Below are 25,711 nucleotides of genomic sequence, written 5' to 3'. Positions count from 1 at the left end.
TGAGCAAAGATTCTCCTTATTTTACAACAATCAGGCGAATAAGAGGACCAGAAGAGAAAACATAAGGGCAGGGAGCGGGATCTTTTTAAGAGTTGCCCCTGAAGCGTATAAAGCAGAGGCAAAGAAAATGAACGATGCAAAGGCGGCAAGAGGCAGTGTCGAAACTACGCTTAACGGCATAAGTTCAACGAGCTTTCCGGACAGGATGTCCCAGCTCTCAAGCAAATATTCGCACATTGATGCTATCTCATGGCTTAAAGGCAGCCCGAAGAAGGCAGGGAGAGAAAAGAAAAAGACCAGAGGAAATATGACCGTAAACAGAGGTATTGCCGCTATGTTGATCATCAGCCCCACAACAGGAACTTCTCCAAAGGCCGAGGCAATGACGGGAGCCGTAACGAACCAGACCGCAGCAGATCCGAGAAGAGCTCCGGCCCAATTCTGCCTGGCTATGCCGACAGAAGCACAGACCGAGAGTGCCGCGAGCATCGAAAGCCGCCATCCTATGTCATGAAATGTCCATGGGTCGCAGATAAGCATTATGATGCCTGCCACGCTTACGCTGTTGAACGGCCGGGAAGGTTTGCCCAAAAATAATCCCAGCAGATATACCTGCAGCATTATCCCCGCCCTTATCCCACCTGGCGGAAACCCCGCAAGTGCAAGATAAGACCATATAAGCACAGATATCGTCAGGATCTTGATCTTCCCTCTTTTAAGAAAAAACCCCGCCATCGCGGCGAGTATTCCAACATGAAAACCTGAGACCGCCAGGAGATGGACCGTTCCGGCCTCCCTGTGACGCTCGGTCAGCTTTTTGTCCCTTATCCCAAGGGTGAGCGCCAGCATGTATCCAGACATTAGATCAGGAAGACCGTCCTCAATTTTTGTCTCCAGAAAGTTTCTCCATTTGTGGATGCCGGCAGGAGGAGAGGTCACTTCAAGCTCAAGGGGGATCATCCTTTTTACGGCTCCCTTCGATCTCCAAAAAAGGTATTCATCGAAGCCTCCCCCTGCATCAGCCCTCCTGAAATCAAAGAGTGCAGCTCTCACCCTCACCCCGGATCCCTCCGCCGGCGCTGAAGAGCGGTGCATATAGGCCGCCATCTTCCCGTATGATGTCGAGATCAGCAGGGCCCGTCTTCGTCCCCATGCCCTGTTGAGGAGCACCTTGCCTTCAGAGCGTATCGTTGAAGGAACGGCCGGTTCGCATGACATCCTCAGGTTCAGCGATAATGAGACTGCGGCTGTTACAATAATTACGAAGATAAATTCCGTTCCCCAGCCCTCCGTAGGGTCGGAAGTCCCGAAAAATATCCACGAAGAGACCGTAAGCACTGATATCATGACAGATATAAGAAGTGAGTGTCCGGATGAGTATGCCAGCAGCGAAAAAGATATGCCGAGCAACGCAGCGAATGCAGGTGCGTATGAGAGAGGGCCGTTTCTTTTATTGCGCAACTGTCACTAAATTCTTGACTGCATCAAACTTTGCGGGCCCTATGCCTTTGATGAGCAGAAGATCCTCTTTTCTTTTGTAAGCCCCGTTTTTCTCCCTATGGTCGATTATCAGCTGAGCAGTTTTCGGACCGACTCCGGGGAGTTTTTCCAGATCTTCTTTCATAGCAGTATTGATGTTTATAAGCTCCTGAGATGTTTGTGTGTCTGAGTTTCCCTCTGTTCCCGAAATTGGCGCAGCGGGAGCGGTCGGCACCTGTTGCGGAACTTCCTCTCCCACGGCAGGAAATTTGATATGGGCGCCGTCCTGCAGCATCGCCGCAAGGTTGACGGCATCCCGGTCGGCTTCGGGAGTAAAGCCGCCTGCCGCCTCAAGGGCCTGATATACCCTCGCTCCCTCAGGTATCCTGTAGACGCCCGGTTTTTTGACAGAGCCGGTTATGTAGATCACCCACTCTTTTTTTTCTGCATCAGAGCTTGCCGTCTCTCCATAGACCGCCTGTAATGACGATGCTTGCTGTTCCGAAGCGGAAACATCTATGGTGTCCTCCATGACAGGCATCATTTCAACAGTCATCTTCCCTGCTGTATCCTGCCCGAAGCGTCCTTTGAAGGAGTGAAGAAGTATAGTCGCTCCTATAAAACAGAGCAACCCCAGGAATATAAATAAATAGTTTCGTCTGTTCCCGCCCTCTCCATACATCAGAAGACCCCTTTTCTATATGATTTCTCCTTCCAGGGACCAGTGGCTGGCCCTGACGATTTTAACACGGATATACTTCCCCATCATTTCACGAGGACCTTTGACGATGACAACTTTGTCAGTCTTTGTCCTGCCCTGAAGCGCGTTCTCTCCCCTTGGTGCAGTCCCGTCTACCAATATTTCGACTTCACTGCCTACATACTTTTCGTTTATTTCACGGGCAAGACGGGACTGCAGGGCATTGACCCTGTTTAGCCTGTCAGCTTTCACTCTGTTGTCTATCTGGCCTTCCATAGCTGCTGCCTTTGTGCCTTCTCTGGGTGAGTAGGCCGCAGTATGTACTATGTCGAACCTGAGTTGATTTAGCAGGTCATATGAATCCTTGAAATCATCTTCTGTTTCATTTGGAAAGCCTACTATAAGGTCTGTTGTAAGACAGACGCCCGGAAGCTCCGAGCATATCTTTTGTACGAGGCCGATGTACTGGTCCCTGGTATATCCCCTGTTCATTTCCTTAAGTATCCTGTCGCTTCCCGACTGGACAGGGAGGTTGACTGCACGGCATATCGACGGAGTTGACTTCATTACCTCAAGTATGTCTTCGTCAAAATCCCTGGGATGAGATGTGGCAAAGCGGAGTCGCCTGATGCCCTCTGTTCCGGAAACATCTTTTAAAAGAGAGGCGAAACCGTACTCACCTTTTTTATCCTTTCCGTAGGCATCGACATTCTGTCCGAGGAGAGTTATCTCCGACACTCCAGATGCTGCCAGTTCACAGCACTCCCTGATTATCTCACTGTGGTCGCGGGACTGGAGCCTGCCCCTGACATAGGGGACTATGCAGTAGGTACAGAACCTGTCACACCCGTAGGTTATCGTTACGTAGGCTTTGTATGGATTGATCCGTTCAGTCGGTACCACTTCCAGGTCTTCAAGCGCCCTGGGGTCTTCATCCATGAAAAATCTCTGTGCGCCGTCGGCCAGGACATCCTGTATTCCCTGAGGGACCAGTCCCAGGTGTCTCGGGCCGGAAACGAGCCTGACACATTGGAATTTTTTTGCGACCTGAAGCCCTATCCTCTGTGCCATGCAGCCTACGAGCACTACCGCAGGAGATCCTGTATTCCTGTACCTGAGGTTATAGCGCCCTATCTCACTTACGACTTTCTGTTCGGCCTTTTCCCTTATGCTGCAAGTTACGAGGACCACCACGTCAGCCTCTTCCTCTGGGCTCTCTGTCCAGCCCAGATGGATCATGGAAGTCCTTATCCTGTCACCGTCATAGGAGTTCATCTGACAACCAAATACCCTTATTGCAAAGCTTTTCAAACTTTTATCCCCTTTATCCTGTTTGTTCACCCTAGGCATTATATGCCCTGAGGGACAATCTTTCCACTTTGCGCTGTATAATATTAGGGCATCGGAGGTGTGCTTCATGAAAAAAACGACAATATTTTCACTTGCTGTGTCAATGATCATCCTAAGTATCTCAATTTCTTCAGCCCAGATGAGAGATGCCCTTCCTGAGATACGTGGGTGGATAAACGGTGAGCTTAGAAAGACGGAATTCGATACGGTCTCGGGGAAGAGGGGCTTCTGGCTTGAACGCAGCTACAGAAATACATTTGGCGTGCCTTTCCACGCGGTATGGATGGAGGGGTCGGGAGACAAGGGATGGTCCCCCCCCGACAAGACCATTTCCGCCGATGACGGCCCGATTGGATCGGGGGCATCATACAGGACCCTCTCTGTCACCGGTCAGAGATCCATACTGGAACACCATCCGGTAACGGGCTTCAGCATCTCTGTCAAAGCGGGCAATAAAGGCACCCTGACTCTGGAATCAAATATCGCTGCGGAGGAAGAGATGATATCGGCGGCTGAGGTCCTTATTACCGAAATACTTCGCGAGGATAAGGCGGAAGAACAGAAATGAACGAAAAAAAGATCAGGATCATAAAAAACGGCCCATATGTCGTAACAGGCAATGTTGACCTCTCGGAAAAGATAATCCGGCCTGAGGAGGACAAGTCAAAGGATGCAAAATATGTATGGGAGGATGGCGGAGAGATAGCACATGAGGAAGCTTACGCCCTATGCCGGTGCGGAGCTTCAAAAAAGCATCCCTTCTGCGACGGCAGCCATTCAGAGACCGGTTTTGACGGGACCGAAACTGCCTCAAAAAAACCCTACAGGGAAAGATCTGAGCTCATTAAAGGCAGGAACGTCGACCTCCTTGACGACGGAAGATGCGCCGGTGCCAGATTTTGCTACAGGGAAAAGGGAGACGCGTGGTATCTCGCCTCATGCGACGACAACTCCGAAAAAATTATTTGCGAGGCAGTCAAGTCCGCCTCTGAATGCCCCGCAGGGAGACTTACGGCCCTTGCGAAGGACGGCTCATGCATAGAACCGGAGCTTGGACCCTCAATAGATATAACCCAGGATCCCGAAAATTACGTCAGCGGTGGGTTATACGTCAAAGGAGGCATACCTCTGATCTCCGCGGACGGTACCGAATACGAGCAAAGAAACCGGATAGTGCTCTGCAGATGCGGGAAATCAAAGATCAAGCCATTTTGCGACGGCACTCATGTAGAGGCCAATTTTAAGGATAAGTGCAGCACATGCAGCTAAAATCAACTTATATATAGTTAAAATCTAAAATCTCTAAAATCTTAGAATAATATAAGGCCGTTACTGTAAACTTTGAATAGGAAGAATTTACAGAAACGGCCTCTTTTTACCCTCTCAATATAATTATTGCTTCAACCATTCACTTTCTCTTTCCGTGCCAATGGCGTCAAGCTCAAATGGAGTGGTCTGATATACAAAGTAGTTGAGCCAGTTCATAAAGAGAAGGTTGGCGCTGCTCTTCCAGCTTACGACCGGCCTGCGTGTGTCGTCATCGCAAGGGTAGTAGTTCTTAGGCACCTCTATGGGCAGTCCTGCGTTTTTATCCCTCAGATACTCCTTTTCAAGCGTTCCTGCATCATATTCCGAATGCCCTGTTATAAATATCTGTTTCCCCTGTTCTGTCTTTACGACGTAGACCCCCGCCTCCTCCGAAGATGCAAGGATCTGCAGTTCTGGCACAGATTCGACATCCTCCCTGCAGATCGTTGTATGGCGTGAATGCGGAGCCATGAAAATGTCGTCAAAACCCCTGAAGAGCATGGAATTCCTGTACTCCACCTCATGAGGGAAGACTCCGAATAGTTTTTGGGGAAGCGGGTACTTTTTGATTCCATAGTGGTAGTAGAGTGCTGCCTGTGCACCCCAGCATATATGGAGGGTGCTGTATACATGGGTCTTGCTCCACTCCATTATCCTGCACAGTTCGTCCCAGTATTCGACATCCTCAAATTCCAACAGTTCCACCGGAGCTCCGGTTATGACAAGTCCGTCAAACTTCCTCCCGCAGACCTGGTCAAATGTCTGATAAAAGGAGAGAAGATGCTCCCGACTGGTGTTTTTTGCCTCATAAGTCGCAGTCTGCAGAAGCGTGAGCTCCACCTGGAGAGGGGTGTTGCCAAGCAGCCGCGCGAACTGCGTCTCCGTTTCTATCTTGGTAGGCATGAGATTGAGCAGTGCTACCTGAAGCGGCCTTATGTCCTGTTTGGCCGCACGGAGTTCATCCATAACGAAAATATTTTCATTCAGAAGCGTCTGTGTCGCAGGGAGACTGTCCGGTATCTTAATAGGCATTTGTATGCCCCCTTTCAGTTATTTGATGCTAATAAAAAAGGCAGCCCATACGTTAAATGGACTGCCTTAGTAGTTTTTATCGGATCTCGCGCCAAATCAGGACCGCGAACTGCCGTAATAAACTCCAAAGGCACTCCTGCGCATCATCATGCAGCACATCAACGTGTTATTGCCGCTTTTTTTATTCATTGCGCTTCCTCCTTTGATAAGTTTCCGGAAATTCTAATGACTCAGCGTCAAAAAGTCAAGAATTCTTTTTAATTTGTTTACATCAGCTCGGTGCCTCGTTACAATTGGATGTAACGGTAAATATTTCTTATTAAAAAGGTGATTGGGATGACATCTGAAGAAAGATTGAAGGAACTGGGAATAGAGCTTTTTACCGACATCAGGCCGATCGGCAGTTATGTTCCTTTTGTGAGGGCAGGAAATCTGGTATATGTTTCGGGACAGGGACCAAGCATAAAAGGAAAGTACATCGACTATATCGGCAAGGTCGGAGACGGCATTTCAAAGGAGAAAGCCAAAGAGGCTGCAAGGGCAACTGCTGTAAACCTTATTTCTGTCCTGAAAAATGCAGTTGGTGATCTTGACCGGATCGAAAGGATAGTAAGCATTCACGGGTTCGTGAACAGTACTCCTGATTTCACGGAGCAGCCATATGTAATTGACGGAGCCTCCGAGCTCCTTGTTGAACTTTTCGGCGAAAAGGGCAGGCATGCAAGGTGCGCTGTCTCGGCACCCTCTCTGCCGCTCGGCATCTGCGTTGAAATAGAACTCATCGCGGAGATCAGATAAAAACGGGAGGCGTTATCCTGGGGTGCACGGAGATCCCGCTGCTGGTAAAACAGGAACAGACAAAGATCCCCCTCTTCGACACGACGACACTGCTTGCCGAAGCGGCAGTAAGAGAGGCATTAGCTGAGTAAAAGATAAATTATTTTGTCAGGTTTGTCATTTTCAGAAACAAGAAAGAGACCTATGCAGGGTCTCTTTCCTGTTAATAAATATCTAAGCGCAGAGTAAATGGATCCTGTGGAGGGAACTTTCCCTGCCCGGCTATATTTGGTCAAAAGCTGAAGCGGCCCTGGGACGAGAAAATATTGAGCATAACGATCGTAAAAAGGGCAAGAGCGATCACAACTACAACAGCCCATACCTTTGCCCCTGCATCCTCTTCCGCTTTAAAGAATCTCTTCCCAAAGAGCCAGGCCCCGCCAAAGACAAGCGCAATAATGAGATCGAGAACAACGGCCTTCCCGGCTTCTCTAAAATTGACCGTGACTCCCAATACCGCCATATAGATCAAGCCAACTATTATCGAAAAGATCTTGCATCCGTCCATTGATCCTTCACCTTTTCCGGCTTTTGATCGACATTAGTTTTAAGCAGAAAACATCGTCGTTTTATATCACATTATCAGACTGGCCTAATATTAATTTTTTCTTGATCACACTGAAATCTGGTGACTTGATCGATCTTTTTTCTTCGTACATCATAATGTCGGCCTCTCTTATCAATTCATCGAGCATATTGCGGTCAGACTTTTTAATTTCAGCGATACCGTGACTCAGACTGATTATGTATGGTTTATCTTCTTCGTTTGCAAGCTTAATTTTATCCAATACCCTGAGCCATGTTTTATTGACCTGATCAATGTCCATATTGACGAAACATATTAAAAATTCATCACCGCCAAGTCTTATCAACAGATCTTCTTCCCTGATATTCTCCTTTATAATTTTTACAGAGTTTAGGATCAGTGCATCTCCCTGTTCATGACCAAGCACATCATTTATTTCCTTTAATCCGTTAATGTCAATAAAACAGATAATAATATCGTTCTTTTGCCGAATAAGATCTTCAAGCATCCGCATTCCTGTTGCTCTGTTCAGACAACCGGTCATTGCATCATAGGTAGCCATTATTTTGATCTTATTATTTCCCGACAGATATAGTACTGATATGACGGAAAAAAGGAGTGACAGCAGAATGAAACTTATGGTGATCAATGGAGTCTGCAGTGTTTTTTTGATGCTTAATATAAAAGTGTTTTTGTCATTTGCGTAATAAAATATTTTGTCTGACATATGGCACACTATGGTCCACTGAATATCAGACACGTTGATTTCTGATAATGTATCGCCTTCATTTCTCAACATTTTTTGAAGCTCTTCTTTAGGATTGATCGTATCGAATGTGAAGGATCCATTTTGGGTAAAAAAATGCCCTTTCTTTTCTTTGGTTATACGTTCCCATTCTGACGGGAATAAATTTTTAAAGGTGTGTTTTTCTCTCCCCGGGTACATAAATCCCCATTCTTTTTCTTTATCCTGGCCCGCAAGCCAATAGCCATCCTTGTTTATAAGCTGAAGGTTTCCGGTAGTGCTGTCAGCTAAATTAATAAGCTTGTGCCTGATTTTTTCACCTAAATAATTCGCAACAAATACGCCTCTTTTGACATTTTTTTTATCAAAGACTGGAACACCGAAGCGTATCATCGGTTTTTCCGGCTGTTCTATTAAATTGCCCTCAATGTTTAAATCAAATTTTGACATATATATTTCCCCGGGGCCAAGTTTGATAGTCTCGGTAAAATAGTATCTGTCTTTTTTATTCTGGAGTCGGTCTTCCGGGATTATTTCAGGTCGTCCGTTATTAAAATTTACCCGCAGTAATTCATTTCCCTCGCTGTCCAAATAACGCAGTTGATCGTATTTCATCTTGGTGCGAGAAAATACCTCCCACTCGTTTTCAACATTATTTTTATCCATGCCATTATTTAAATATTCCAAAAATAACGGACTGGTGTTCAAGTATTTGATATCGGTCACTATTTGTTCTAATTCGCTTATAGTGAGGTCTCTGCCTATTTTAACAAGTGCAGCCTGGTTTTGTTCCAAAAAATTTTTATCGTTGACAACGTCCTTCTGCTTGTACACAGATAATGAAAGGACAAGTATGGTCATAGTTAAAATAAATATAATTAGCAGAGAAAAAAAGTAATTGTCTGTTTTGAATGTTTTAGGCATGCCCGGCATCCTGCTTTCAAAAAAAAGATTTTGATGATCATGCTTTGCTGCGTTTATTCATTTTGTTAATATTTATCAGCTTTCTACACAAGACTGTCATGAACATTGGTATGGTCGTTTCTTGTCAGCCGGACTTTGAAAATTACCGAAGTTTCTGTTTGATCATGCCAATTATAAATGATTGCAATAAATACATATCACCCATCCCTGCGGTTATTTTGGATCATCAAACTCACACAAAAAAACAGACCCATTACAGGGTCTGTTGAGTTATTGGTGGAGACGCGGAGATTCGAACTCCGGTCCAACAGGGGCCGATCTGGGAGGCACTACGAGTGTAGTCTCTGATTTGATCTCGGATCTGCGGCTCCCAAAGACAGGATCCGCATTTCCCAGCCTTCCCTAGAGTCTCGAACCTCTCCCAGAAAGCGCTGAAGATGTCCCAGCCATCTTTGTGACACTCTTCTAAAGCCCGATGACGGAAGCTTTAGAGAGCGCGCCGCTTACTTAAGCAGCGAGTGCGTAATCGTTATTGACGATTATTGTTTTGGAGCCGGATTAACGAGGATTCCCCATCCTCGACCCGCTCCTCCCGATCCTCCAACCTGCTGTCGAAACCATACGTCCCCTTATGTACGAGCCGGATTATCCGGGCTCGCTTTCAATACTGCAGATGATCAGCCTTCGCGCGACCTGTTGCGGATAGCCCGCTCCATTTCGCGGTTGGCATCCTTCTCTGCTGCAGTATCTCTTTTGTCATGGAGCTGTTTGCCTTTTGCTACGGCGATTTCGCACTTCGCCCATCTTCCCTGCTTGATGTATATCTTCAGAGGCACGAGCGTAAGACCTTTTTCTCTTGTTTTTGCCAGAAGTTTCCTGATCTCAGACTTATGGACGAGAAGTTTCCTCGGCCTCAAAGGTTCTTTGTTGTAGTAGCTTCCCTTTTCGTAGGGTGATATGTGAACGTTGTAAAGCCATAACTCTCCGTTCTCTACTCTGGCGAATCCGTCCTTGAGGTTTACCTGGCCTTCCCTTACTGATTTGATCTCTGTTCCCGAAAGGACCAGTCCGGCTTCAAAAGATTCTACTATGAAGTACTCATGCCGCGCTTTACGGTTTTGAGCGACGGTCTTATCCTCAGGCACAGAAATCACCTCACGTGGAGACTATACCAGAATGAACAGCATTAGTCAAATATGGAAAAACACCTAAAAAACAAAACCCCCGGCATTTGCCGGGGGCATTATTTCGAGATGGTCGGGGCGAGAAGATTTGAACTTCCGACCTCCTGGTCCCGAACCAGGCGCGCTAACCAGACTGCGCTACGCCCCGGAAGCAGCGCAAATTATAGCATTGTAAACGAACCTCGTCAAATACCCGAGGCGCGGACCAGACGGTCTTTCAAGGCCCGACCAATACCGGTTTCGTCAGGTATCTGAGCAATAATTATCTCTGCTCCGCTTTTTTCAATTAACCTGAGAACACGGAAAAGTTCTTTGGCATATTCCTCTGTGTCTTTGAATATTATCTTTATGAAGGGGGACCCTGTTGGTTCTGATGTTCCTATCCAGGCCCATTTTTTGCCTCCGGCTTCGGTGTCACAGGGATCGTCTGTCATGATCAGCGGTATCTTTGGCGCATAGTGCCTGTAGCGTGTTCCGGGAGAGCGTTTGAGGGGATCTCCGTCGGTGGGAAGGAGGACGGGTATGTGAAGGGCCCCCTCTATATCCTCCTTGGATATGCCTCCCGGTCTCAAAAGCATCGGAGACTCTCCGCTTACATCAAGGACTGTTGATTCAAGCCCTACCTTTGTAGGTCCGCCGTCAAGGACCATCAAGACGGCATCTCCGATGTCCTCTCTCACCGTGGCCGCATCTGTGGGGCTTGGCCTGCCGCTCCTGTTTGCACTCGGAGCAGCGATCGGTACTCCGGCGGCACGGATGAGCTCAAGTGCTATCGCGTTGTCAGGCATCCTTACTGCAGCTGTATCAAGGCCTCCCCGGGTCACATGGGGGATGGTCCCTTTTGCTTTCAGTACAAGTGAGAGGGGGCCGGGCCAGAATGTGTCCATCAGAAACCTTGCTCTCCAGTTCAGCTCAACTACCGACTCTGCCATTTTTATGTCACAGACATGGATTATAAGAGGGTTGTCAGAGGGACGCCCCTTCGCCGCATATATTTTTTTCACAGCTTCCATGTCAAGTGCGTTGGCTCCGAGTCCGTAGACCGTCTCGGTTGGGAACCCCACAAGTTCTCCTGAGAGTATCATTTGGGCAGCGAGCCGTATCTCCGTAAGCATTTCATCATTGATCCCGGCTTTCCGTTCTTCCGGTCTCTCTTCCATTCTGCTCATCATTGCCGGATCGGGCCTTCGTTGTACTTACTGAAGAAATCCTGCCTGAACCGGGGATAGCGGCCCTCAATTATCGCCTGCCTGGCATCTTTCATCAGATTCACCAGGAAATAAAGGTTGTGCCAGCTGCATAACCGGGAGGCCAGTATCTCTCCCGCGGTGTAGAGGTGCCTGATGTATGCCCTTGTAAAATTTCTGCAGGTATAACAACCGCATGAGGGGTCGATCGGTGTGAAGTCCCTTGCAAAAACACTGTTCTTCAGGTTCATTTTGCCAAAGCTGGTCAGGACTCCGCCGTTCCTTCCGTTCCTTGTCGGCAGGACGCAGTCAAACATGTCAATTCCGCGTGCCACGCCCTCAACAAGGTTTGCCGGGTGGCCGACGCCCATGAGATACCGGGGCTTGTTCAAAGGCATCTCCGGACACAGTGCATCAAGTATCCTGTACATCTCTTCATGAGACTCTCCAACCGAGAGGCCCCCTATCCCATAACCCGGAAAGCTGATATCTTCCAGTCTTCTTATGCACTCTATGCGCTGGTCCTCAAACATTGAACCCTGCACGATGCCGAAGAGGGCCTGATCTTCCCTTGAATGGTGGTCTTTGCACCTCCTGGCCCAGCTGATAGTCCTCTCCATAGCCGCCCTTGAATACTCTTCAGTGGTCGGCCAGACGACACATTCATCAAAAGCCATTGCGATGTCGCTTCCGAGCTTCTGCTGTATGTCCATCGAGTCTTCCGGACGCATGAAGTGTTTGCTGCCGTCAAGGTGGGACCTGAACTCGACGCCCTCATCCGTGATCTTTCTCAGTTCGGAAAGGGAGAATACCTGGAATCCCCCGCTGTCGGTAAGTATGGGATGATGCCACTGCATAAACTTATGCAGCCCGCCTGCCTCTTCTACGATATCGGCACCCGGGCGCATGTAGAGGTGGTATGTGTTGCCCAGAATGATCTGGGCTCCTATTTCTTCAAGTTCGGGCGGCGTCATCGCTTTTACAGTCGCCTGCGTGCCTACCGGCATGAAGACAGGGGTCTCTATCACACCGTGGGGGGTGATCAGCTCTCCCGCGCGGGCTCCTGTCTCTGGACATTGCGCGATCAGCCTGTACTCAAACATTGGATACCCCTTCCCAGCCGAACAGCCTCTCCCCGTTCTCTTTTACAGCTGCGGCAAAATCCTCAAGCGGCATTCCCTTGAGCATCGATATCATCTCATATACAGCACGCACATAACACGGCTCGTTCGTTCTGCCCCTTAACTGCTGCGGGGCAAGGTATGGTGAATCTGTCTCGCAAAGTATCCTGTCGATGGGGACGATGTCCATCGCTATCTCACGAAGTGCTTTGTTCTTTGGATAAGTGACCGGTCCGGCAAATGAGATGCAGAAACCAAGGTCAAGCGCGTCCATGGCATTTTGCGCATCACCTGAGAAACAATGGATGACCCCTCCGACGGTTTCAGCAGATTCCTCACTCAGTATAGCCAGCGTTTCGGAATTTGCGTCTCCCGACGATCTGTCTGCAGCATCCCTTACGTGTATGACAACAGGTTTGTTTAACTTTTTTGCAAGGCATATCTGAGAACGGAATACCTCCCTCTGGATATCCCTTGGAGAATTATCATAGTAGAAGTCCAGGCCTATCTCTCCGACCGCCGAAACTTTTTTGCTGCCGGCAAGTTCTTCAAGCTCTTTCGGGATACCTCCTGAAACGGATGAAGCCTCATGGGGATGTACCCCTGCAAGTGCCCATATTTCCGGCATCCCTTCATGTTTTTCAGCCAGGGCCACAGCCTCTCTGGTGGAAGCCAGGTCTGCCGAAGCAAAAAGCAGACGCCTCACATCGCACTTGAGGGCATTCTCAAAGACTTTGGAAAGACCGTCGGGATAATATTCTTTGTTAAGATGGCAATGCGTATCTACAAGAAACATGGCTTATTCCCTTTCATATCTGTCAGAGTCCGACAAAGGCAGATCCCGCAGTTTATGGGATCTGATCGGATCCCCCTTCTGCAAAGCATGCGATCACCTATAAAGCAACGCTCTCCCCCTGAAGGGCTAAAGGAGCTTCAGAAGGGAGAACGGCCGGTCTCTATGTTTTTCGTTACGGTCTAAAACCGGATCGTCTAGTGGATCCTGCTCCCTATCGGTATGAAGTCATCCATTACCGTCAGAAGCGTCAGGGATTCCTTTCTGGTATCCGGGCTCTCCGCGGCAAGCAGCATCCCGTTGCTGGGGACTCCACGGAATTTTGCGGGCTTGAGGTTGCACAGCACCACTATCTTTTTGCCTTCAAGCTCCTCGGGTTTGTAGAACTCCCTGATGCTTGAAACTATGGTACGCTTTTCATAACCCAGATCAAGGCTCAGTATATAGAGCTTATCAGCCTTGGGCACTATGTCGACCTTTTCGACCAGCGCTACCCTGAACTCAAGTTTGCTGAAATCATCTATACCAACTTCGGGTTCGTGGTCGTCAAAATTGTAGAATGCCGCCGGATCAGCCGCCGCGCGTTTTTCAATGTCACGGGCCTCTTTTTCCTTTTTCCATTTTTCAATGTCAATGCGCGGGAAGAGTATTGCTCCCTTGTTTATCTTGACCTGCGAAGCGGTCCCGCACCAGCTCCATGATGCTCTCCCTTCCTCGATAGGGCTTCCGGTAAGGCCGAGCTGCCCCCATATACGGGCAGACGTCTCCGGCATGAAGGGCGCCGCAAGGACTGCAGAGAGGCGAAGCGACTCCCACAGGGTCCTCAGGACTGCATCAAGACGCTCTATCTCCCCTTCCTTGCCAAGTTTCCAGGGCTGGGTCTCATCTATGTACTTGTTTGAGCGGCTTATGAAGGTCCACAGAGCCTTGAGTGCATCGTCAAAGGCGAAACGGTCCATGCAGGACTCCATCTCACTGACCGTTTTGTTGGCAAGGTCTTCAATTTCCCTGTCGATATCTTCGCTCCTGAAGCTCATGGGCAGGTCGCCGCCGCGGAATTTTTCGATCATCTGGAGGCTCCTGCTCAAGAGGTTTCCGAGGTCGTTGGCAAGATCGGAGTTGATCCTGTTTACCATGGCAAGCTCTGAGAAGTCCCCGTCGTGGCCGAACGGGACTTCGCGGAGCACGAAATAGCGGAATGCGTCTACCCCATAAAGGTCTGCCATCTCAAAGGGATCCACTACGTTTCCTATCGACTTCGACATCTTCTCACCTTCGACCGTCCACCAGCCATGGGCAAAAACCCTCACCGGCGGGTTCAGTCCAAGGGCCAGAAGCATCGCAGGCCATATGACACAGTGGAACCTTATGATGTCCTTCCCTACGAGGTGGCGGACTGAAGGCCAGTAAGTCTGCCAAAGGCCCCCCTGCTCAGGGAAGTTAAGGGCTGAAAGGTAGTTGATCAGCGCATCGAACCAGACATAAATGACATGTTTCTCATCTCCGGGAAGGGGGATGCCCCAGTCAAGCGTAGTACGGGATACCGACTGGTCACGGAGTCCGCTCTTAATAAAGCTGATTATCTCGTTGTACCTCGACCTGGGCATAATGGCATCAGGATTCTCTTCATAGTATTTGAGGAGCGGTTCCGCATACTTTGAAAGTTTGAAGAAATATGTCTCCTCTGTCATCTTTGTCAGCTGCCTGTGGCAGTCGGGGCATGTATTGCTCTCACCCATCTGCGCCTCGGGCACGTAGGTCTCGCAGGGAACACAGTACCATCCCTCATACTCTCCTTTGTATATGTCCCCATTGGCCATAAGTCTCCTGAATATTTCCTGAACGACCTTTTCGTGCCTTGGCTCTGTTGTACGGATAAAATCGTCGTTCGATATATTCAGGACACCCCAGAGCCTCTGAAAATTCTGCACGACCTCGTCGCAGAGTTCCTTCGGGGTTATGCCTTTCTTTTGCGCAACAGTCTGGATCTTCTGTCCGTGTTCGTCCGTCCCTGTCAGGAACCAGGTCTTCTCTCCCCCGGACTTGTGCCAGCGGGCGAGGACATCAGCGGCTATCGTCGTATAGGCATGCCCGATATGGGGCACGTCGTTGACGTAGTAGATCGGCGTGGTGATGTAAAAATTCTCTTTGGACATTTATACTACCTCCCCGGTACAGTTCTCAAGAATGTACCGTTTTATTCTGTTTCGTGGGATACAATACTTTATTGAGAGCAAGTTTGCAACATTTTTTGTCGATTCGCCCGCTTTGCACATCATGAGAACCTCGTCCATCCATGCAGGATCCTCCATTACGGGTGCGATCTCTTCGGCTCCTCCTACCACGCAGACAAATTCCCCGCGTATTTTATCCTCCGTCAGCAGATCACAGAATGATAAAAGGGTCCCCCTTATGCATTCTTGGTGCACCTTACTTATCTCCTTGACAAGCGCGGCAGGCCTGTCTCCCAGTACACCGCCCATCAATTCAAGTTCTTTCAAAAGCCTGTGAGGAGCAATGTAGAAAACGAGGGTCTGTCTATTCTGCCTAAGCTCTTCAAGCCTGAACTTTTTTTCTTCTTTTTTACCTTCCAGGAAGCCAACGAAGGTGAATGAGTCCATCCCCATCCCAGAGAGAAGGATAGCCGGAAGGAGCGCGTTTGGCCCCGGAAGGACATCCAAAGGAAGTCCCCTTTCGATAACGGCTTTTATTAGTATCATCCCCGGGTCTGATATGCCCGGGGTACCTGCGTCAGAAACAAGCGCTACCCTCTCCCCGTCTTCTATCCTCTTCAAAAGGGGGGCAAGCCTCTCTTTTTCATTGAACTTATGGTAGGAGATGAGGGGCTTACTTATGGAGTAGTGGTTGAGGAGCTTCAGAGTATGCCTTGTATCCTCACATGCTATGAGGTCAGCCTCGCGGAGGATCCTGAGTCCCCTCAGGGTCATGTCCTCAAGGTTCCCTATCGGCGTCGGGACCACTGTCAGTGGCATTTTAGTCTCCTCCTATCATGTAGGCTTCCTGCAGCTGCGGTGTCTCTTTCCCCTCATCGTCAAGCACGAAGAGGGGAGCTTCTATTCTGAGTCCGTGCTTTGAGGCCCTTATCGCTTCCACGAGGACCACGGAGGCCTCCGCTCCGGGTTTTGGGTGGACCGCCTTCATCCTTTTTGGGGCTATGTTGTTTTTGTCAAGCAGGGCAAAGAGCTCGGCAGCTCTTCCCGCGTATATCACGATATCAAGGTATCCCCTGTTTTTCAGAAGATAGCGGCAGGCCCGGACAAGATCGTCAAGCGTGCATTCAGAACCGTTCATTGCCGTCGCGATGGCCTTCGAGGGGCTTCGGTCCCCGCTTTCCGGTCCGAAGTAGGGTGGGTTGACCACTATGCGGTCGTAGCTCTGGGCTTCCCAGATCGTCCTGTGCAGCCTTATGTCGCCTGTGTAGAATCTTGCGCTCGCTTCCAGACCGTTGGCCGCGGCGTTTTCTGCTGCCATCTCGACCAGGTGCGGCTGTATGTCCACACCCTCTATGCTGTGTCCCCTCTTTGCAAGGATCAGTGAGACCGCCCCGTGAGCGCAGCCGATCTCCAGTATCTTCTCCCGTTTTTTGGGCCTTGCGTAATGGGCAAGGAGAATGGTGTCAAGATTGACCCTGGGGCCCTCCTTTTCACCGGGCTGCTTTATCTTCAGCACTCCCCTGAGGAGATCCTCGCTAACTTCTGTCATCACGCCCAGTCCTCAAGCCTTACGCCGATCACCTGTGAAAGCCCCGGTTCTGACAATGTCACTCCGTAGAGGACATCCGCCCTCTCCATAGTTACGCGCCTGTGGGTCATCGCAAGTACCTGCCTGTTTTTTGCATATTCCTTGGCGAGCTCTGAGAACCTTCTTAGATTGACCTCGTCAAGCGCAGCATCGACTTCGTCAAGCACTGCAAGAGGACAGTCGGCTACTTCCATGGAGGCAAAGAGCAGAGAGATGGCTGCAAGGGACTGTTCCCCTCCGGAGAGCTGGTTTATGCTCTGAGGGTGCTTTCCGGGAGGTCTTGCGACCACATCGACACCTGTATCCCATATCGTCTCGCCCTCTATCATCTCCAGGTGGGCCTCTCCGCCCCCGAAGAGTCTCTGGAAGAGAGAGCAGAACCTTGTGTCTACCTCTTGAAGCGCGTCGGAGAACACCTTGTATGCCTGCCTGTCCGCATCGGAGATAAGTTTTTCCAGTTCAGCAGCACCGGCTCTGACATCATCAAGGTGCTCACCCATGAAAGCAAGTCTGTCCCTGAGATTTCTGTCCTCCGAGAGTACTCCCATGTCGACTTCCCCAAAGGCCTTTATCTTCCTGTCCCCGTCGCGAATGCTCCTTCTGAGGTCTTCGATATCCTCGCCGTCGGGCAGAGCTTCTCCTCCGGAATACGGATACTGGTCTTCCCATGTGTTTATAAGTTCATCAAGCTCCCTCTGAGTCTCACTCTTCTTTAGCTCAAAGGATGATATCCTCTCGAGGGCTTCTCTCGAACGGATGTTGGACAGTTCTGCCCTTTTCCTCATGAGATCACGTTTTGTTTCCAGTTTTGAAAAACCGCTGATATGATTTTCTATCTCTGCCGTCAGGACCCTGCGTCTCTCAAAAATATCAAGACAGTTCTTGCCGGTCCTTGAAAGGTTTGCCCTCTCCCGGACACACCTCAGGTCAAGCTCTGACATCTCTTCGTCCAGGCTGCGCATCTTCCTTTCCTCGGTCCTGAGTTCGTTGCTGACCCTTTCCATCAGCGCGAACTTCGAGCTGAGCCTCTCGGCAAGTACAGCAGCCTCCGCACGGAGCCTCTCACGCTCTTCTATGATCAGGTGATCGTCCTCAATTTTCGAGGGGCTGTCCCATTTTTTCTCGAGCTCCGCAAGGGATCCGAGCACAGAATTCCACTGTTTGCCCGCTTCAGCTATCGCTTCAAGGATCCTTCCGCGCTCTCCCTCTATCCTCTTCTGCTCTTTTGAGAATGAGGCCTTTTCATCGGCAAGCAAGGCTATCCTTCCGTCAAATTCCCTTATCTTCCTAGTGTAGTCTTCCTTCTGCTCGGAAACCCTAAGTTCCTCGCCCTCTGCGTCCTTGAACTTCTTAGCAAGCTCTTCCGCAGCCGATGTAAAGCTTGCCGCATCCTGCTCAAGTTTAACTATCTGGGCCTTCATCTCGATAGTTTTGCCTGATTTTTGTGACCTTCCGCCGGAAACTGTGCCTCCAGGCTGAAAAACATCTCCCTCAAGCGTTGCCACCGGTCCTTTGAAACCTGCCCTCACAAGGTCCTGTCCTACTGCGTAGTTCTCAACGATCAGCAGATCGCCCATTATCTGTTCAATTCCGGGCAGCCAATGATCGTCTACTTTTACCAGGTCCATTGCCCAGCCTGTTATCCCCTCTTTAGGAAGCCTGAACTGCTTGTCCGGGTACCTGGGACGGCACCTTTCGAGCGGGAGAAATGTAGCCCTGCCAATGGCGTTGACCTTTAATTTATCGATACAGCGTCCCGCTTCCTCAAGGTCTTCGACCAGAAGCTGGAACTGTCGTCCGCCGAGATAGGCTTCGAGTGCCGTTGAATACTTTGGATCACAGGTGAATACATCGACTACCGCGTGAGGCGATGCGTCAAGCCTGTTCAGCCTGGCGGCCGAAAGAAGATACTGGACGGGACGCGGGTACAGATCCGCCTGCATTGCTTCGGTGACCTCGTTCAGCTTTGAGCGGGCGTTTGAGGCTTCTCTCCTTGCGCGCTGAAGCTCTGCCGCCAGAGTCTGCACCTTTGCATAAAGGCCTCCGTGGACCGAGGCTGTCTCTTCCTGTTCCTTCAGGAGCCGGTCCCTCTCCTTTTCCAGTTTCTTTATCTCGGAATCTATATTTTTGCCGGGATCTGACGTCTCTGTCTTTTTATTTTTGATTTCAAGAATGTCTTTACCTAAGAATGAGAGCTTTGCCCTGATCTGCTGCAGTTCTGCCTCGAGACGGCCCTTTTCGTTGTTCCATGCCTCACGCTGCTCTTTTTCTTCCTTCAGGCGGAGGTTGTATGCCTGCCATTTCCTGTCTGCGTTTTCAAGGGCCTTCTGCCCTTTTTCGAGTTCTTCCCGTGCCTTTTTATTCTCTTCCTGGGTCTTTTTCTGCTCCTCTATAAGAGCCTCCGCGTGTTCTTTTGCTTTCCTTCGTTCCTCGGAAGCCTGGTCAAGCCTCTCTTTAGAGGCTTTAAGGTTTGAAGCGGAAGCATATCCGGCTTTTATGAGCGAATCGAAGTTCCTCTTGCTCTGTTCGAGTTCCCAGGTCTGCTGCTGTCTTTCCCTTGACAGCATAGCAATGCTCTTTTCAATTTCTTCCAGAGCTTTTTCCCACATTGATGACCATCCCAGAACGACCGCCTGTTCCTTTTTTACGCTCTCTAGGCTCTCTTCGGTCTCTCCTATCAGGACCTCTGACCTGCGCCTCCTGAGCCAGTATAGAAGTTTTCTCTCCTCTTCGATCTTATCCAGGATCTCTCTCAGTTCTGAAGCCCTTCTGACCTCCGGCGCGATCTCCTCACGACGGGACTGGAGCTCTGCCATGACATTCCTGAGCTGATCGTACTCCTCCCTGACTGTGACGAGCCTGTCGGATGCCTCCATACGCCTCTTCCTGTAAACATCGATCCCGAAGAGCGATTCAAGGCGCATCCTCCTTGCCAGGGGCCTCTGCTGTATGACCTCCGCAACCTCTCCCTGGCCAATAAAGGCGAATCTGTCTCCTTCGAGCTTCCAGTCCCTTTTTGTCTCATCCAGTTCAAGGAGTGTCTTCCTCGCATTGTCTACAAAGAGTATTGTGTTGCCGTCAGGCGCTGTGACCCTCCGTTTTACCGAACAGGACCTTGCGTCCTCCCTAAGCTGCAGGAGCACCTCCGCCTCTTTTGCGGCAGGAAGGCTTATAGAGCCCTGGAAGAGGAGGTCGCTCTGTCTTGATATGCGCAGTCTGCCGGCGTGGCTGTCTCCCAAAGACCATCTCAGCGCGTCAAGTATGTTGCTCTTTCCGCTTCCGTTAGGCCCTACTATTGCGGTGAATCCCGATGAGAGTATAAGGTCGTGGGATCCCCCAAAACTTTTGAAGCCCTTAAGCTGAAGACGACTTATGTACAATTGTCCAGCCCTCTCTCTTCTGAAGAGCGTTTATTCTGTGTTCGATCTGCGTCAGGCTGCCCTGCGCGTCAAGCCGGAACTTTCCCCACGAGAACTCGGGACAGCCTCTGATAAATAATTTTTTATCGAATTCCTCTTCCCAGGATGCCAGGAATGTCTCCGCGATATATTCGGCAATGGATGAATATGCTTCGATCAGGAGCGCCTCGGACCTTGAAGACATCGTAATTTTTCTTATAAACCTCTTTATCTGAAGAGCTATGCTCTCTTCGCGAGGCACCCAGCCAAGGCCTCCGCAGAAGGGGCACCCGTGGCTCAGAGCCGCTCTGATATCGGTCCTTGCCCTCTTCCTGGTTATCTCTACCAGTCCCAGGCCTGTAACTCCATATACCCTTGCCTTGCACCTGTCGTTTTTGAAAAGCTCCTGAAGCTGGCGTATAAGCTCCTGGTTCTCCTCCTTTGAATCCATATCGATGAAATCAACGACTATGATCCCGCCTATAGCTCGTAGCCTCAGCTGTCTGGCGATCTCATCCGCCGCTTCCATGTTGGTCTGGAATATTGTGTCATTGAGGTTTTTCGACCCTACGAATTTGCCGGTGTTGACGTCAATTACGGTAAGAGCCTCAGTCTGGTCTATGACAAGATATGCTCCGGAAGAGAGCCAGACCTTTCTGTCCTGGAGCTCCAAAAGTTGGTTTTCAATGTTGTAGACGTCAAATATCGGCATCTTGCCCCTATAGAGATTCACCTCTACGTTTTTGCCGGGAAAGAATCGATCCGTGAAAGACCTGATATTTACCTTGTCTTCTTCAGTATCGACAACTATTTCGTCTATCTCTTCCGTAAGCTCATCCCTCAGTACCCGCTCAAGCAGGCCAAGGTCCCTGTGTATGAGGCATGGGGCAGCGTTCTGTCCTGCATTGTGCTTTATCGTCTCCCACTGTGAGAGCAGATTTCGCACATCGTTTTCGAGGCTTTCGATGTCGCATCCTTCGGCAACCGTCCTTATTATTATCCCAAAGCCTTCAGGACGTATCTCCTTTGATATCGACCTTAGGCGCGCCCTCTGGTCGTTATCCTCTATCCTTTTGGATACACCGGTCTCATGTCCTCCGGGGATGAGGACCATGTACCTGCCTGCAAGCGAGATCCTCGGAGATACCCGAGCTCCTTTGCCCTTCCTGGCATTTTTTACGACCTGCACAAGCATTTCAATGCCGGGCTTGACCTCAGTACCGTGGACGTCGTCAAGATATAGAAAACCGTTCCTTCCGTCTCCAAGGTTCAGAAATGCTGAGTGCATGCCCGGAAGTACGCTGTCCACCCTGGCCTTGTATATCTCGCCGGTCCGCTGATGTTCAAGCATCCTTTCGACGAAAAAATCGTAAAGCTTTCCCCTCTCGTCAAGGATCGCTATCCTGATCTCTTCAGGGTCGATAAGATTCGCAACTATTTTTTTTGCAGGTTCGGCTGATGTCATCGTTCATACCTCCCGGCATCGAATGAGAGGCCTTACGGTGCCTGAAGCGACATCCCATGTGCCTACGCATTCGCGGACAATGTAGAGATCTTTCCATCCTTCGCATATACCCTCATCCCTGAGGCTCCTTACAAGATTGCCGGCGCCGCAGTGTTCAAGATCCCCTACAGTGAGGATCACGGAATCTTTGTCCTGGGCATCCCCGTACAGTATACCGGTCCTCTCAGCCTCGCTCCGAAGCACGCTGAGGGCACGGCTTTCAAGTTCGAAGCCTGCACCTCTGATCCTGTATGTGGCCGCCGAGGCCAGTTTTGACAGAGAAGGTCCTTCAACTTCGGCATGGTCAACTATGCGGATCCCTTCGGGCAACTTTTCGTTCCATCTTTCAACATAGCCCTCATCCCAGAAGCTGAACCAGAAATCAGCCGGCTCATCCGATCCTTCTACTCCGGCAGCCAGTGCAGGGCCAAGGCTGATCCTGGGATGCGGAGAAAAGCCTTCCGTAAATTCCTGCAAGAGCCCTGCTCTCCTTGCTGCTCTTGAAAAGAGGACCGGCAGGTCCTGATGGTTCAGAAAAGTGATCCATCCTTTTTTTTCGAATATTATCCTTATCCTAGCCATTTGAGCAACCCTTCACAGATGTCCTCCCCTGCCAGCCGCATGCATTGCAGCTTTCCCGGCAGTCCCGTGTCACATCCCCTGCAAGGGACCTATGTCTCTCTTCCAGAAGGAAGGACCTTGAAACACCGGGATCGATATGATCCCATGGAAGGATCTCATCGATGCCTCTTTCCCTGCATGCGTATGAGTCCGGATCTATCCCGAGATCATTGAAGACCCCCATCCATCTTTCAAAATTAAAATACTCGGACCATCCGTCGAAGCGCTCTCCCCTTTTCCAGGCTTCTTCCACGGCATCCGCCAGTCTTGAGTCCCCCCTGGCAAAGACGCCCTCTATGTAGGTCTGTTCGGGCTCGTGGTAAGATATGGAGACCTTGCGGTTCCTGATGTTGTTCTTGACCCACCTGCCCCTTTCTTTGAGGGTCTGGCGGTCAAGCTGGGCTTCCCACTGAAAGGGAGTGTGTGCCTTTGGAACAAAACCCGCAAGGGAGACGCTGACATCTCCCCTTCTCTTATGTTTTTTCGCTATGGAGACTGCCCTGTTGCAGATCTCGTGTATTCCGGCGAGGTCATCTTCCCGCTCCGTCGGAAGTCCCATCATAAAGTAGAGCTTGACCCTGTCCCAGCCATGAGAGAAAGTTGCCTCCAGTGCCAATTCGATGTCATCGTCAGTTACTCCCTTGTTTATCACATTTCTGAGACGCTGAGTGCCGGCCTCGGGCGCGAAAGTGAGTCCGCCCTTGCGTATAGGTTCCAGTTCAGCCGCCATATTGACGGAGAACGCATCTACCCTGAGGCTCGGAAGACTTAGCTTTATCTGGTTGTTTTTCAGCATAGGACCAAATTTTTTAAGTATTTCTCCCATTTCGCTCCAGTCGCAGGTTGCCAGAGAGAGCAGTCCGACCTCTTCCCATCCGGTGTTTTTTAGCAGTTTTTCGACCTGATCCGCAACTGATGCCGCGCTGCGTTCCCTTACAGGCCTGTCTATCATCCCTGCCTGGCAGAAGCGGCATCCCCTGGTACAGCCCTTGAATACCTGTACAGCTATCCTGTCGTGGACTATCCCGGTGTTGGGCACTATCATATCTGTATTATAGAAGGCGGAGTCAAGGTTTTCGACTATCCTTCTCATAATTGGCTTATTCTGCCTTACCGTTGGAACGTAGACACCTTCGATCCTTGATAACGCCCATATTTTCTCCTCGCGGCTTTTGTCCTTCATCCCATGGATCGCCCTCAGCACATCGGGAACAAGCACTTCTCCGTCTCCTACGCAGAATGCATCGATGAACGGCGCCATCGGTTCGGGGGCCAGTGCACCCGGTCCTCCGGCTATCACTATCGGATCCTTGCCGCTCCTGTTTTCGGAACGGAAAGGAATACCTGCAAGGTCGAGAATTGTCAGGATGTTTGTGTAGGACAGCTCATACTGAAGCGTGAAGCCCAGAACATCGAAATCCGACACCGGCCTCCTGCTCTCAAGCGCCCAGAGCTTTGTCCCGGATGATCTCAGCGAGTCCTCCATATCGGGCCACGGAGCATATACCCTTTCCGCATCGGCAAACGGAAGGGACCTGGTAAGTCCGTAGAGTATCTGGTACCCCAGATAGCTCATCCCGACCTCATATACATCCGGAAAGGCATAGCAGACTCTGACCAGATCCTGATCCGAGCTTTTTACCGGGCCGCTTCCCCACTCTCCGCCCGTGTACCTTGACGGTCTTTTGACCGATGCAAGGATCGCTCTGCGAGGGTCGGTTCCATTTTCTGACAGCATGCTGAAGATCCTCCTGATGCGGGAAAACCTCTCATCAGGGATATTCCCGCTCTCTAAATTTTACTGGTTCCGGGCAGTATAATGTCCGGGCCGCGTAATTTCAAACTAAAATCTGCCCTCTCTCGATACTATAACAACGCTTTGTACAAGTGCCAGCGCGATCGCAACTGCGAGCAGCGAACTTCCTCCATAGCTGAAAAGGGGGAGAGGCAGCCCCGTGATGGGCAGCAGTCCCATGCTCATGCCGATGCTTTCTGTTATCTGAAACCAAATCCACGCCACTATTCCCGCAGCAAGCAGCTTTCCTCTCGTATCACGGGTATAGTATGCTGCGTTGAGCATCCTCAAAAGCAGCACGGTAAAAAGAAGCAGCACCACCGAACACCCTATGAAGCCGAATTCTTCCGAAAAAACACTGAATATAAAATCCGTGTGCGGTTCCGGCAAAAAATGGAGCTTGCCCTGTGTTCCGTGAAGGAATCCTTTTCCAAAGAGCCCCCCAGATCCGACCGCGATCCTTGACTGGATAACATTATACCCTGCTCCCTGAGGGTCAATGGTAGGATCCAGAAAGACCATAAGCCTCATCTTTTGGTAAGGCTTGAGGAACACCCAGGCCGCGGGAAGCATAGCCAGCATTGAGACTACTATGCCGGAAAGAAATTTGACCGGCGCACCTGCCGCTGTCAGTACCGCAAAGAGCATTACCGAATAGACCAGAGAGCTTCCAAGGTCGGGCTGGAGAAGTATCAGTATTATCATCATCCCGGCGAGTCCCATGGCAGCAGATATGCCCTTGATGTCGGTCGGCGGCATCTTCGAGCATACCTGTGCCAGCACGAGTGCAAGTATCACCTTTCCTGTCTCGGACGGCTGAAAACGCATGACGCCTAAGTTGAACCAGCTTTGGGCTCCTTTAGTGGTATAGCCCACCGCAAGCAGAACAACAAGAAGGAATATCATAAGCAGGAAGAGCGGTCCTGCAAGATCAAGAAACTTCCGGTAACCGATCCTCAATATCAGGATATATACGACAGCGCTTATGGACCCCCACATCAGCTGACGTACGGCATAAGAGGAGAAAGTGACGGCCTTGTTCGGGCTGGCACTGTATATCGCGGCTATACCCAGAAAAAAGAGGGCTGTGGCTGCGATAAGCATTATCAGGTCAATGTTGGACCTGATATCTCTCCAGCTGCTGCCGCTCTTTTCAGCCATTCTTCTTCCTTCCCCTTACTTGCTTTTGAGAGCTCTTAAGCGGTATGTCAGCTACCAGTGCGACTGACCTGCTCCGCCTTTCAAGATTCATTTTTATACCCGTTTCGTCGATCTCCAGGTATTTTTTCAGGAGACGTACCATGTCCACCTTAAGAGCCTCCAGTTTCTCGGGTGCAATGTCGTTGCGGTCGTGTATCAGGACAAGCTGGAGTCTCTCCTTCGCAACATCGCCGCTTTTTTCTCCCGGGAAGAGACGTGTTAGGAATTTAAACATCGCATTTGCC

Annotated in this window: 22 protein-coding genes, 1 tRNA gene and 1 other RNA gene; 3 read left to right on the top strand and 21 right to left on the bottom strand. The window is 50.1% G+C overall.

Going from position 1 to position 25,711, the window contains the following annotated elements; genetic code table 11:
* Positions 1-30: 30 nt before the first annotated feature.
* The 3 genes from OLM33_05780 to miaB all read right to left on the bottom strand — a co-directional run bounded on the left by OLM33_05780 (position 31) and on the right by miaB (position 3,490).
* Positions 31-1,461 carry a ComEC/Rec2 family competence protein gene (locus OLM33_05780; GenBank protein MCW1713179.1) on the bottom strand — a complete coding sequence of 477 codons (1,431 nt, stop codon included), beginning with the start codon at positions 1,459-1,461 and terminating at the stop codon, positions 31-33.
* Positions 1,451-2,110, bottom strand: a complete 660-nt coding sequence (locus tag OLM33_05775) for a helix-hairpin-helix domain-containing protein (GenBank protein ID MCW1713178.1) — start codon at positions 2,108-2,110, stop codon at positions 1,451-1,453. Before OLM33_05775 ends, OLM33_05780 begins: the two co-directional genes overlap by 11 nt.
* Positions 2,111-2,176: 66 nt before the next feature.
* The gene (gene miaB, locus OLM33_05770; protein ID MCW1713177.1) at positions 2,177-3,490 is read right to left on the bottom strand and encodes a tRNA (N6-isopentenyl adenosine(37)-C2)-methylthiotransferase MiaB; all 1,314 of its coding nucleotides are present in this window, start codon (positions 3,488-3,490) and stop codon (positions 2,177-2,179) included.
* A gap of 106 nt (positions 3,491-3,596) precedes the next feature.
* On the opposite strand from miaB, the gene OLM33_05765 reads away from it, so the two are divergent.
* Both OLM33_05765 and OLM33_05760 read left to right on the top strand, forming a co-directional pair.
* On the top strand, positions 3,597-4,097 hold the full coding sequence (locus tag OLM33_05765; GenBank protein MCW1713176.1) for a hypothetical protein: 501 nt from the start codon (positions 3,597-3,599) through the stop codon (positions 4,095-4,097).
* A complete protein-coding gene (locus OLM33_05760; protein ID MCW1713175.1) occupies positions 4,094-4,798 on the top strand; it encodes a CDGSH iron-sulfur domain-containing protein in 705 nt (234 codons plus the stop codon). Before OLM33_05765 ends, OLM33_05760 begins: the two co-directional genes overlap by 4 nt.
* A 123-nt stretch (positions 4,799-4,921) precedes the next feature.
* Here the strand turns inward: OLM33_05760 and metA are convergent, their stop codons facing one another.
* On the bottom strand, positions 4,922-5,869 hold the full coding sequence (gene metA, locus OLM33_05755) for a homoserine O-succinyltransferase (GenBank protein MCW1713174.1): 948 nt from the start codon (positions 5,867-5,869) through the stop codon (positions 4,922-4,924).
* Between the two features lie 336 nt (positions 5,870-6,205).
* On the opposite strand from metA, the gene OLM33_05750 reads away from it, so the two are divergent.
* Positions 6,206-6,667 carry a RidA family protein gene (locus tag OLM33_05750; GenBank protein MCW1713173.1) on the top strand — a complete coding sequence of 154 codons (462 nt, stop codon included), beginning with the start codon at positions 6,206-6,208 and terminating at the stop codon, positions 6,665-6,667.
* Positions 6,668-6,938: 271 nt separating this feature from the next.
* Here OLM33_05750 and OLM33_05745 read toward each other — a convergent pair whose 3' ends face one another.
* From OLM33_05745 to minE, 17 genes are all read right to left on the bottom strand, one after another.
* Positions 6,939-7,214, bottom strand: coding sequence for a hypothetical protein (locus tag OLM33_05745; protein ID MCW1713172.1), 276 nt, complete (start codon positions 7,212-7,214; stop codon positions 6,939-6,941).
* Positions 7,215-7,275: 61 nt separating this feature from the next.
* Positions 7,276-8,901, bottom strand: a complete 1,626-nt coding sequence (locus tag OLM33_05740) for a sensor domain-containing diguanylate cyclase (protein MCW1713171.1) — start codon at positions 8,899-8,901, stop codon at positions 7,276-7,278.
* 274 nt (positions 8,902-9,175) lie between these two features.
* Positions 9,176-9,530, bottom strand: a transfer-messenger RNA (tmRNA) gene (gene ssrA / locus OLM33_05735).
* A 48-nt stretch (positions 9,531-9,578) separates the two neighbouring features.
* A complete protein-coding gene (gene smpB, locus OLM33_05730) occupies positions 9,579-10,046 on the bottom strand; it encodes an SsrA-binding protein SmpB (protein ID MCW1713170.1) in 468 nt (155 codons plus the stop codon).
* Between the two features lie 109 nt (positions 10,047-10,155).
* Positions 10,156-10,233: transfer RNA gene (locus OLM33_05725), tRNA-Pro, on the bottom strand.
* 37 nt (positions 10,234-10,270) lie between these two features.
* Positions 10,271-11,257, bottom strand: a complete 987-nt coding sequence (locus OLM33_05720; protein ID MCW1713169.1) for an L-threonylcarbamoyladenylate synthase — start codon at positions 11,255-11,257, stop codon at positions 10,271-10,273.
* A complete protein-coding gene (tgt, locus tag OLM33_05715; GenBank protein MCW1713168.1) occupies positions 11,254-12,375 on the bottom strand; it encodes a tRNA guanosine(34) transglycosylase Tgt in 1,122 nt (373 codons plus the stop codon). Before tgt ends, OLM33_05720 begins: the two co-directional genes overlap by 4 nt.
* Entirely contained in the window at positions 12,368-13,189 is an 822-nt protein-coding gene (locus OLM33_05710) for a TatD family hydrolase (GenBank protein MCW1713167.1), read from the bottom strand. Before OLM33_05710 ends, tgt begins: the two co-directional genes overlap by 8 nt.
* A 194-nt stretch (positions 13,190-13,383) precedes the next feature.
* Positions 13,384-15,342: a methionine--tRNA ligase gene (gene metG, locus OLM33_05705; protein MCW1713166.1), complete on the bottom strand. Its 1,959-nt coding sequence runs from the start codon at positions 15,340-15,342 to the stop codon at positions 13,384-13,386.
* On the bottom strand, positions 15,343-16,179 hold the full coding sequence (rsmI, locus tag OLM33_05700) for a 16S rRNA (cytidine(1402)-2'-O)-methyltransferase (GenBank protein MCW1713165.1): 837 nt from the start codon (positions 16,177-16,179) through the stop codon (positions 15,343-15,345).
* A 1-nt stretch (position 16,180) separates the two neighbouring features.
* Positions 16,181-16,909: a methyltransferase gene (locus OLM33_05695; protein MCW1713164.1), complete on the bottom strand. Its 729-nt coding sequence runs from the start codon at positions 16,907-16,909 to the stop codon at positions 16,181-16,183.
* The gene (gene smc / locus OLM33_05690) at positions 16,909-20,328 is read right to left on the bottom strand and encodes a chromosome segregation protein SMC (protein ID MCW1713163.1); all 3,420 of its coding nucleotides are present in this window, start codon (positions 20,326-20,328) and stop codon (positions 16,909-16,911) included. The genes OLM33_05695 and smc overlap by 1 nt, the downstream gene beginning before the upstream one ends.
* Positions 20,303-21,811, bottom strand: coding sequence for an Rne/Rng family ribonuclease (locus OLM33_05685; GenBank protein MCW1713162.1), 1,509 nt, complete (start codon positions 21,809-21,811; stop codon positions 20,303-20,305). The genes smc and OLM33_05685 overlap by 26 nt, the downstream gene beginning before the upstream one ends.
* 3 nt (positions 21,812-21,814) lie before the next feature.
* Positions 21,815-22,432, bottom strand: a complete 618-nt coding sequence (locus tag OLM33_05680) for a TIGR03936 family radical SAM-associated protein (GenBank protein ID MCW1713161.1) — start codon at positions 22,430-22,432, stop codon at positions 21,815-21,817.
* The gene (locus OLM33_05675) at positions 22,425-24,209 is read right to left on the bottom strand and encodes a TIGR03960 family B12-binding radical SAM protein (protein MCW1713160.1); all 1,785 of its coding nucleotides are present in this window, start codon (positions 24,207-24,209) and stop codon (positions 22,425-22,427) included. Before OLM33_05675 ends, OLM33_05680 begins: the two co-directional genes overlap by 8 nt.
* Before the next feature lie 105 nt (positions 24,210-24,314).
* Positions 24,315-25,427: a rod shape-determining protein RodA gene (gene rodA / locus OLM33_05670; protein MCW1713159.1), complete on the bottom strand. Its 1,113-nt coding sequence runs from the start codon at positions 25,425-25,427 to the stop codon at positions 24,315-24,317.
* Positions 25,420-25,701 carry a cell division topological specificity factor MinE gene (minE, locus tag OLM33_05665; GenBank protein MCW1713158.1) on the bottom strand — a complete coding sequence of 94 codons (282 nt, stop codon included), beginning with the start codon at positions 25,699-25,701 and terminating at the stop codon, positions 25,420-25,422. Before minE ends, rodA begins: the two co-directional genes overlap by 8 nt.
* Positions 25,702-25,711: the final 10 nt, after the last annotated feature.

This window comes from Synergistaceae bacterium DZ-S4, assembly GCA_025943965.1.
Classification (GTDB): Bacteria; Synergistota; Synergistia; order Synergistales; family Synergistaceae; genus Caenicola; species Caenicola nitritireducens.
Note: the sequence above shows the minus strand (reverse complement) of the source record. Positions and strands in the feature narration are given on the sequence as shown.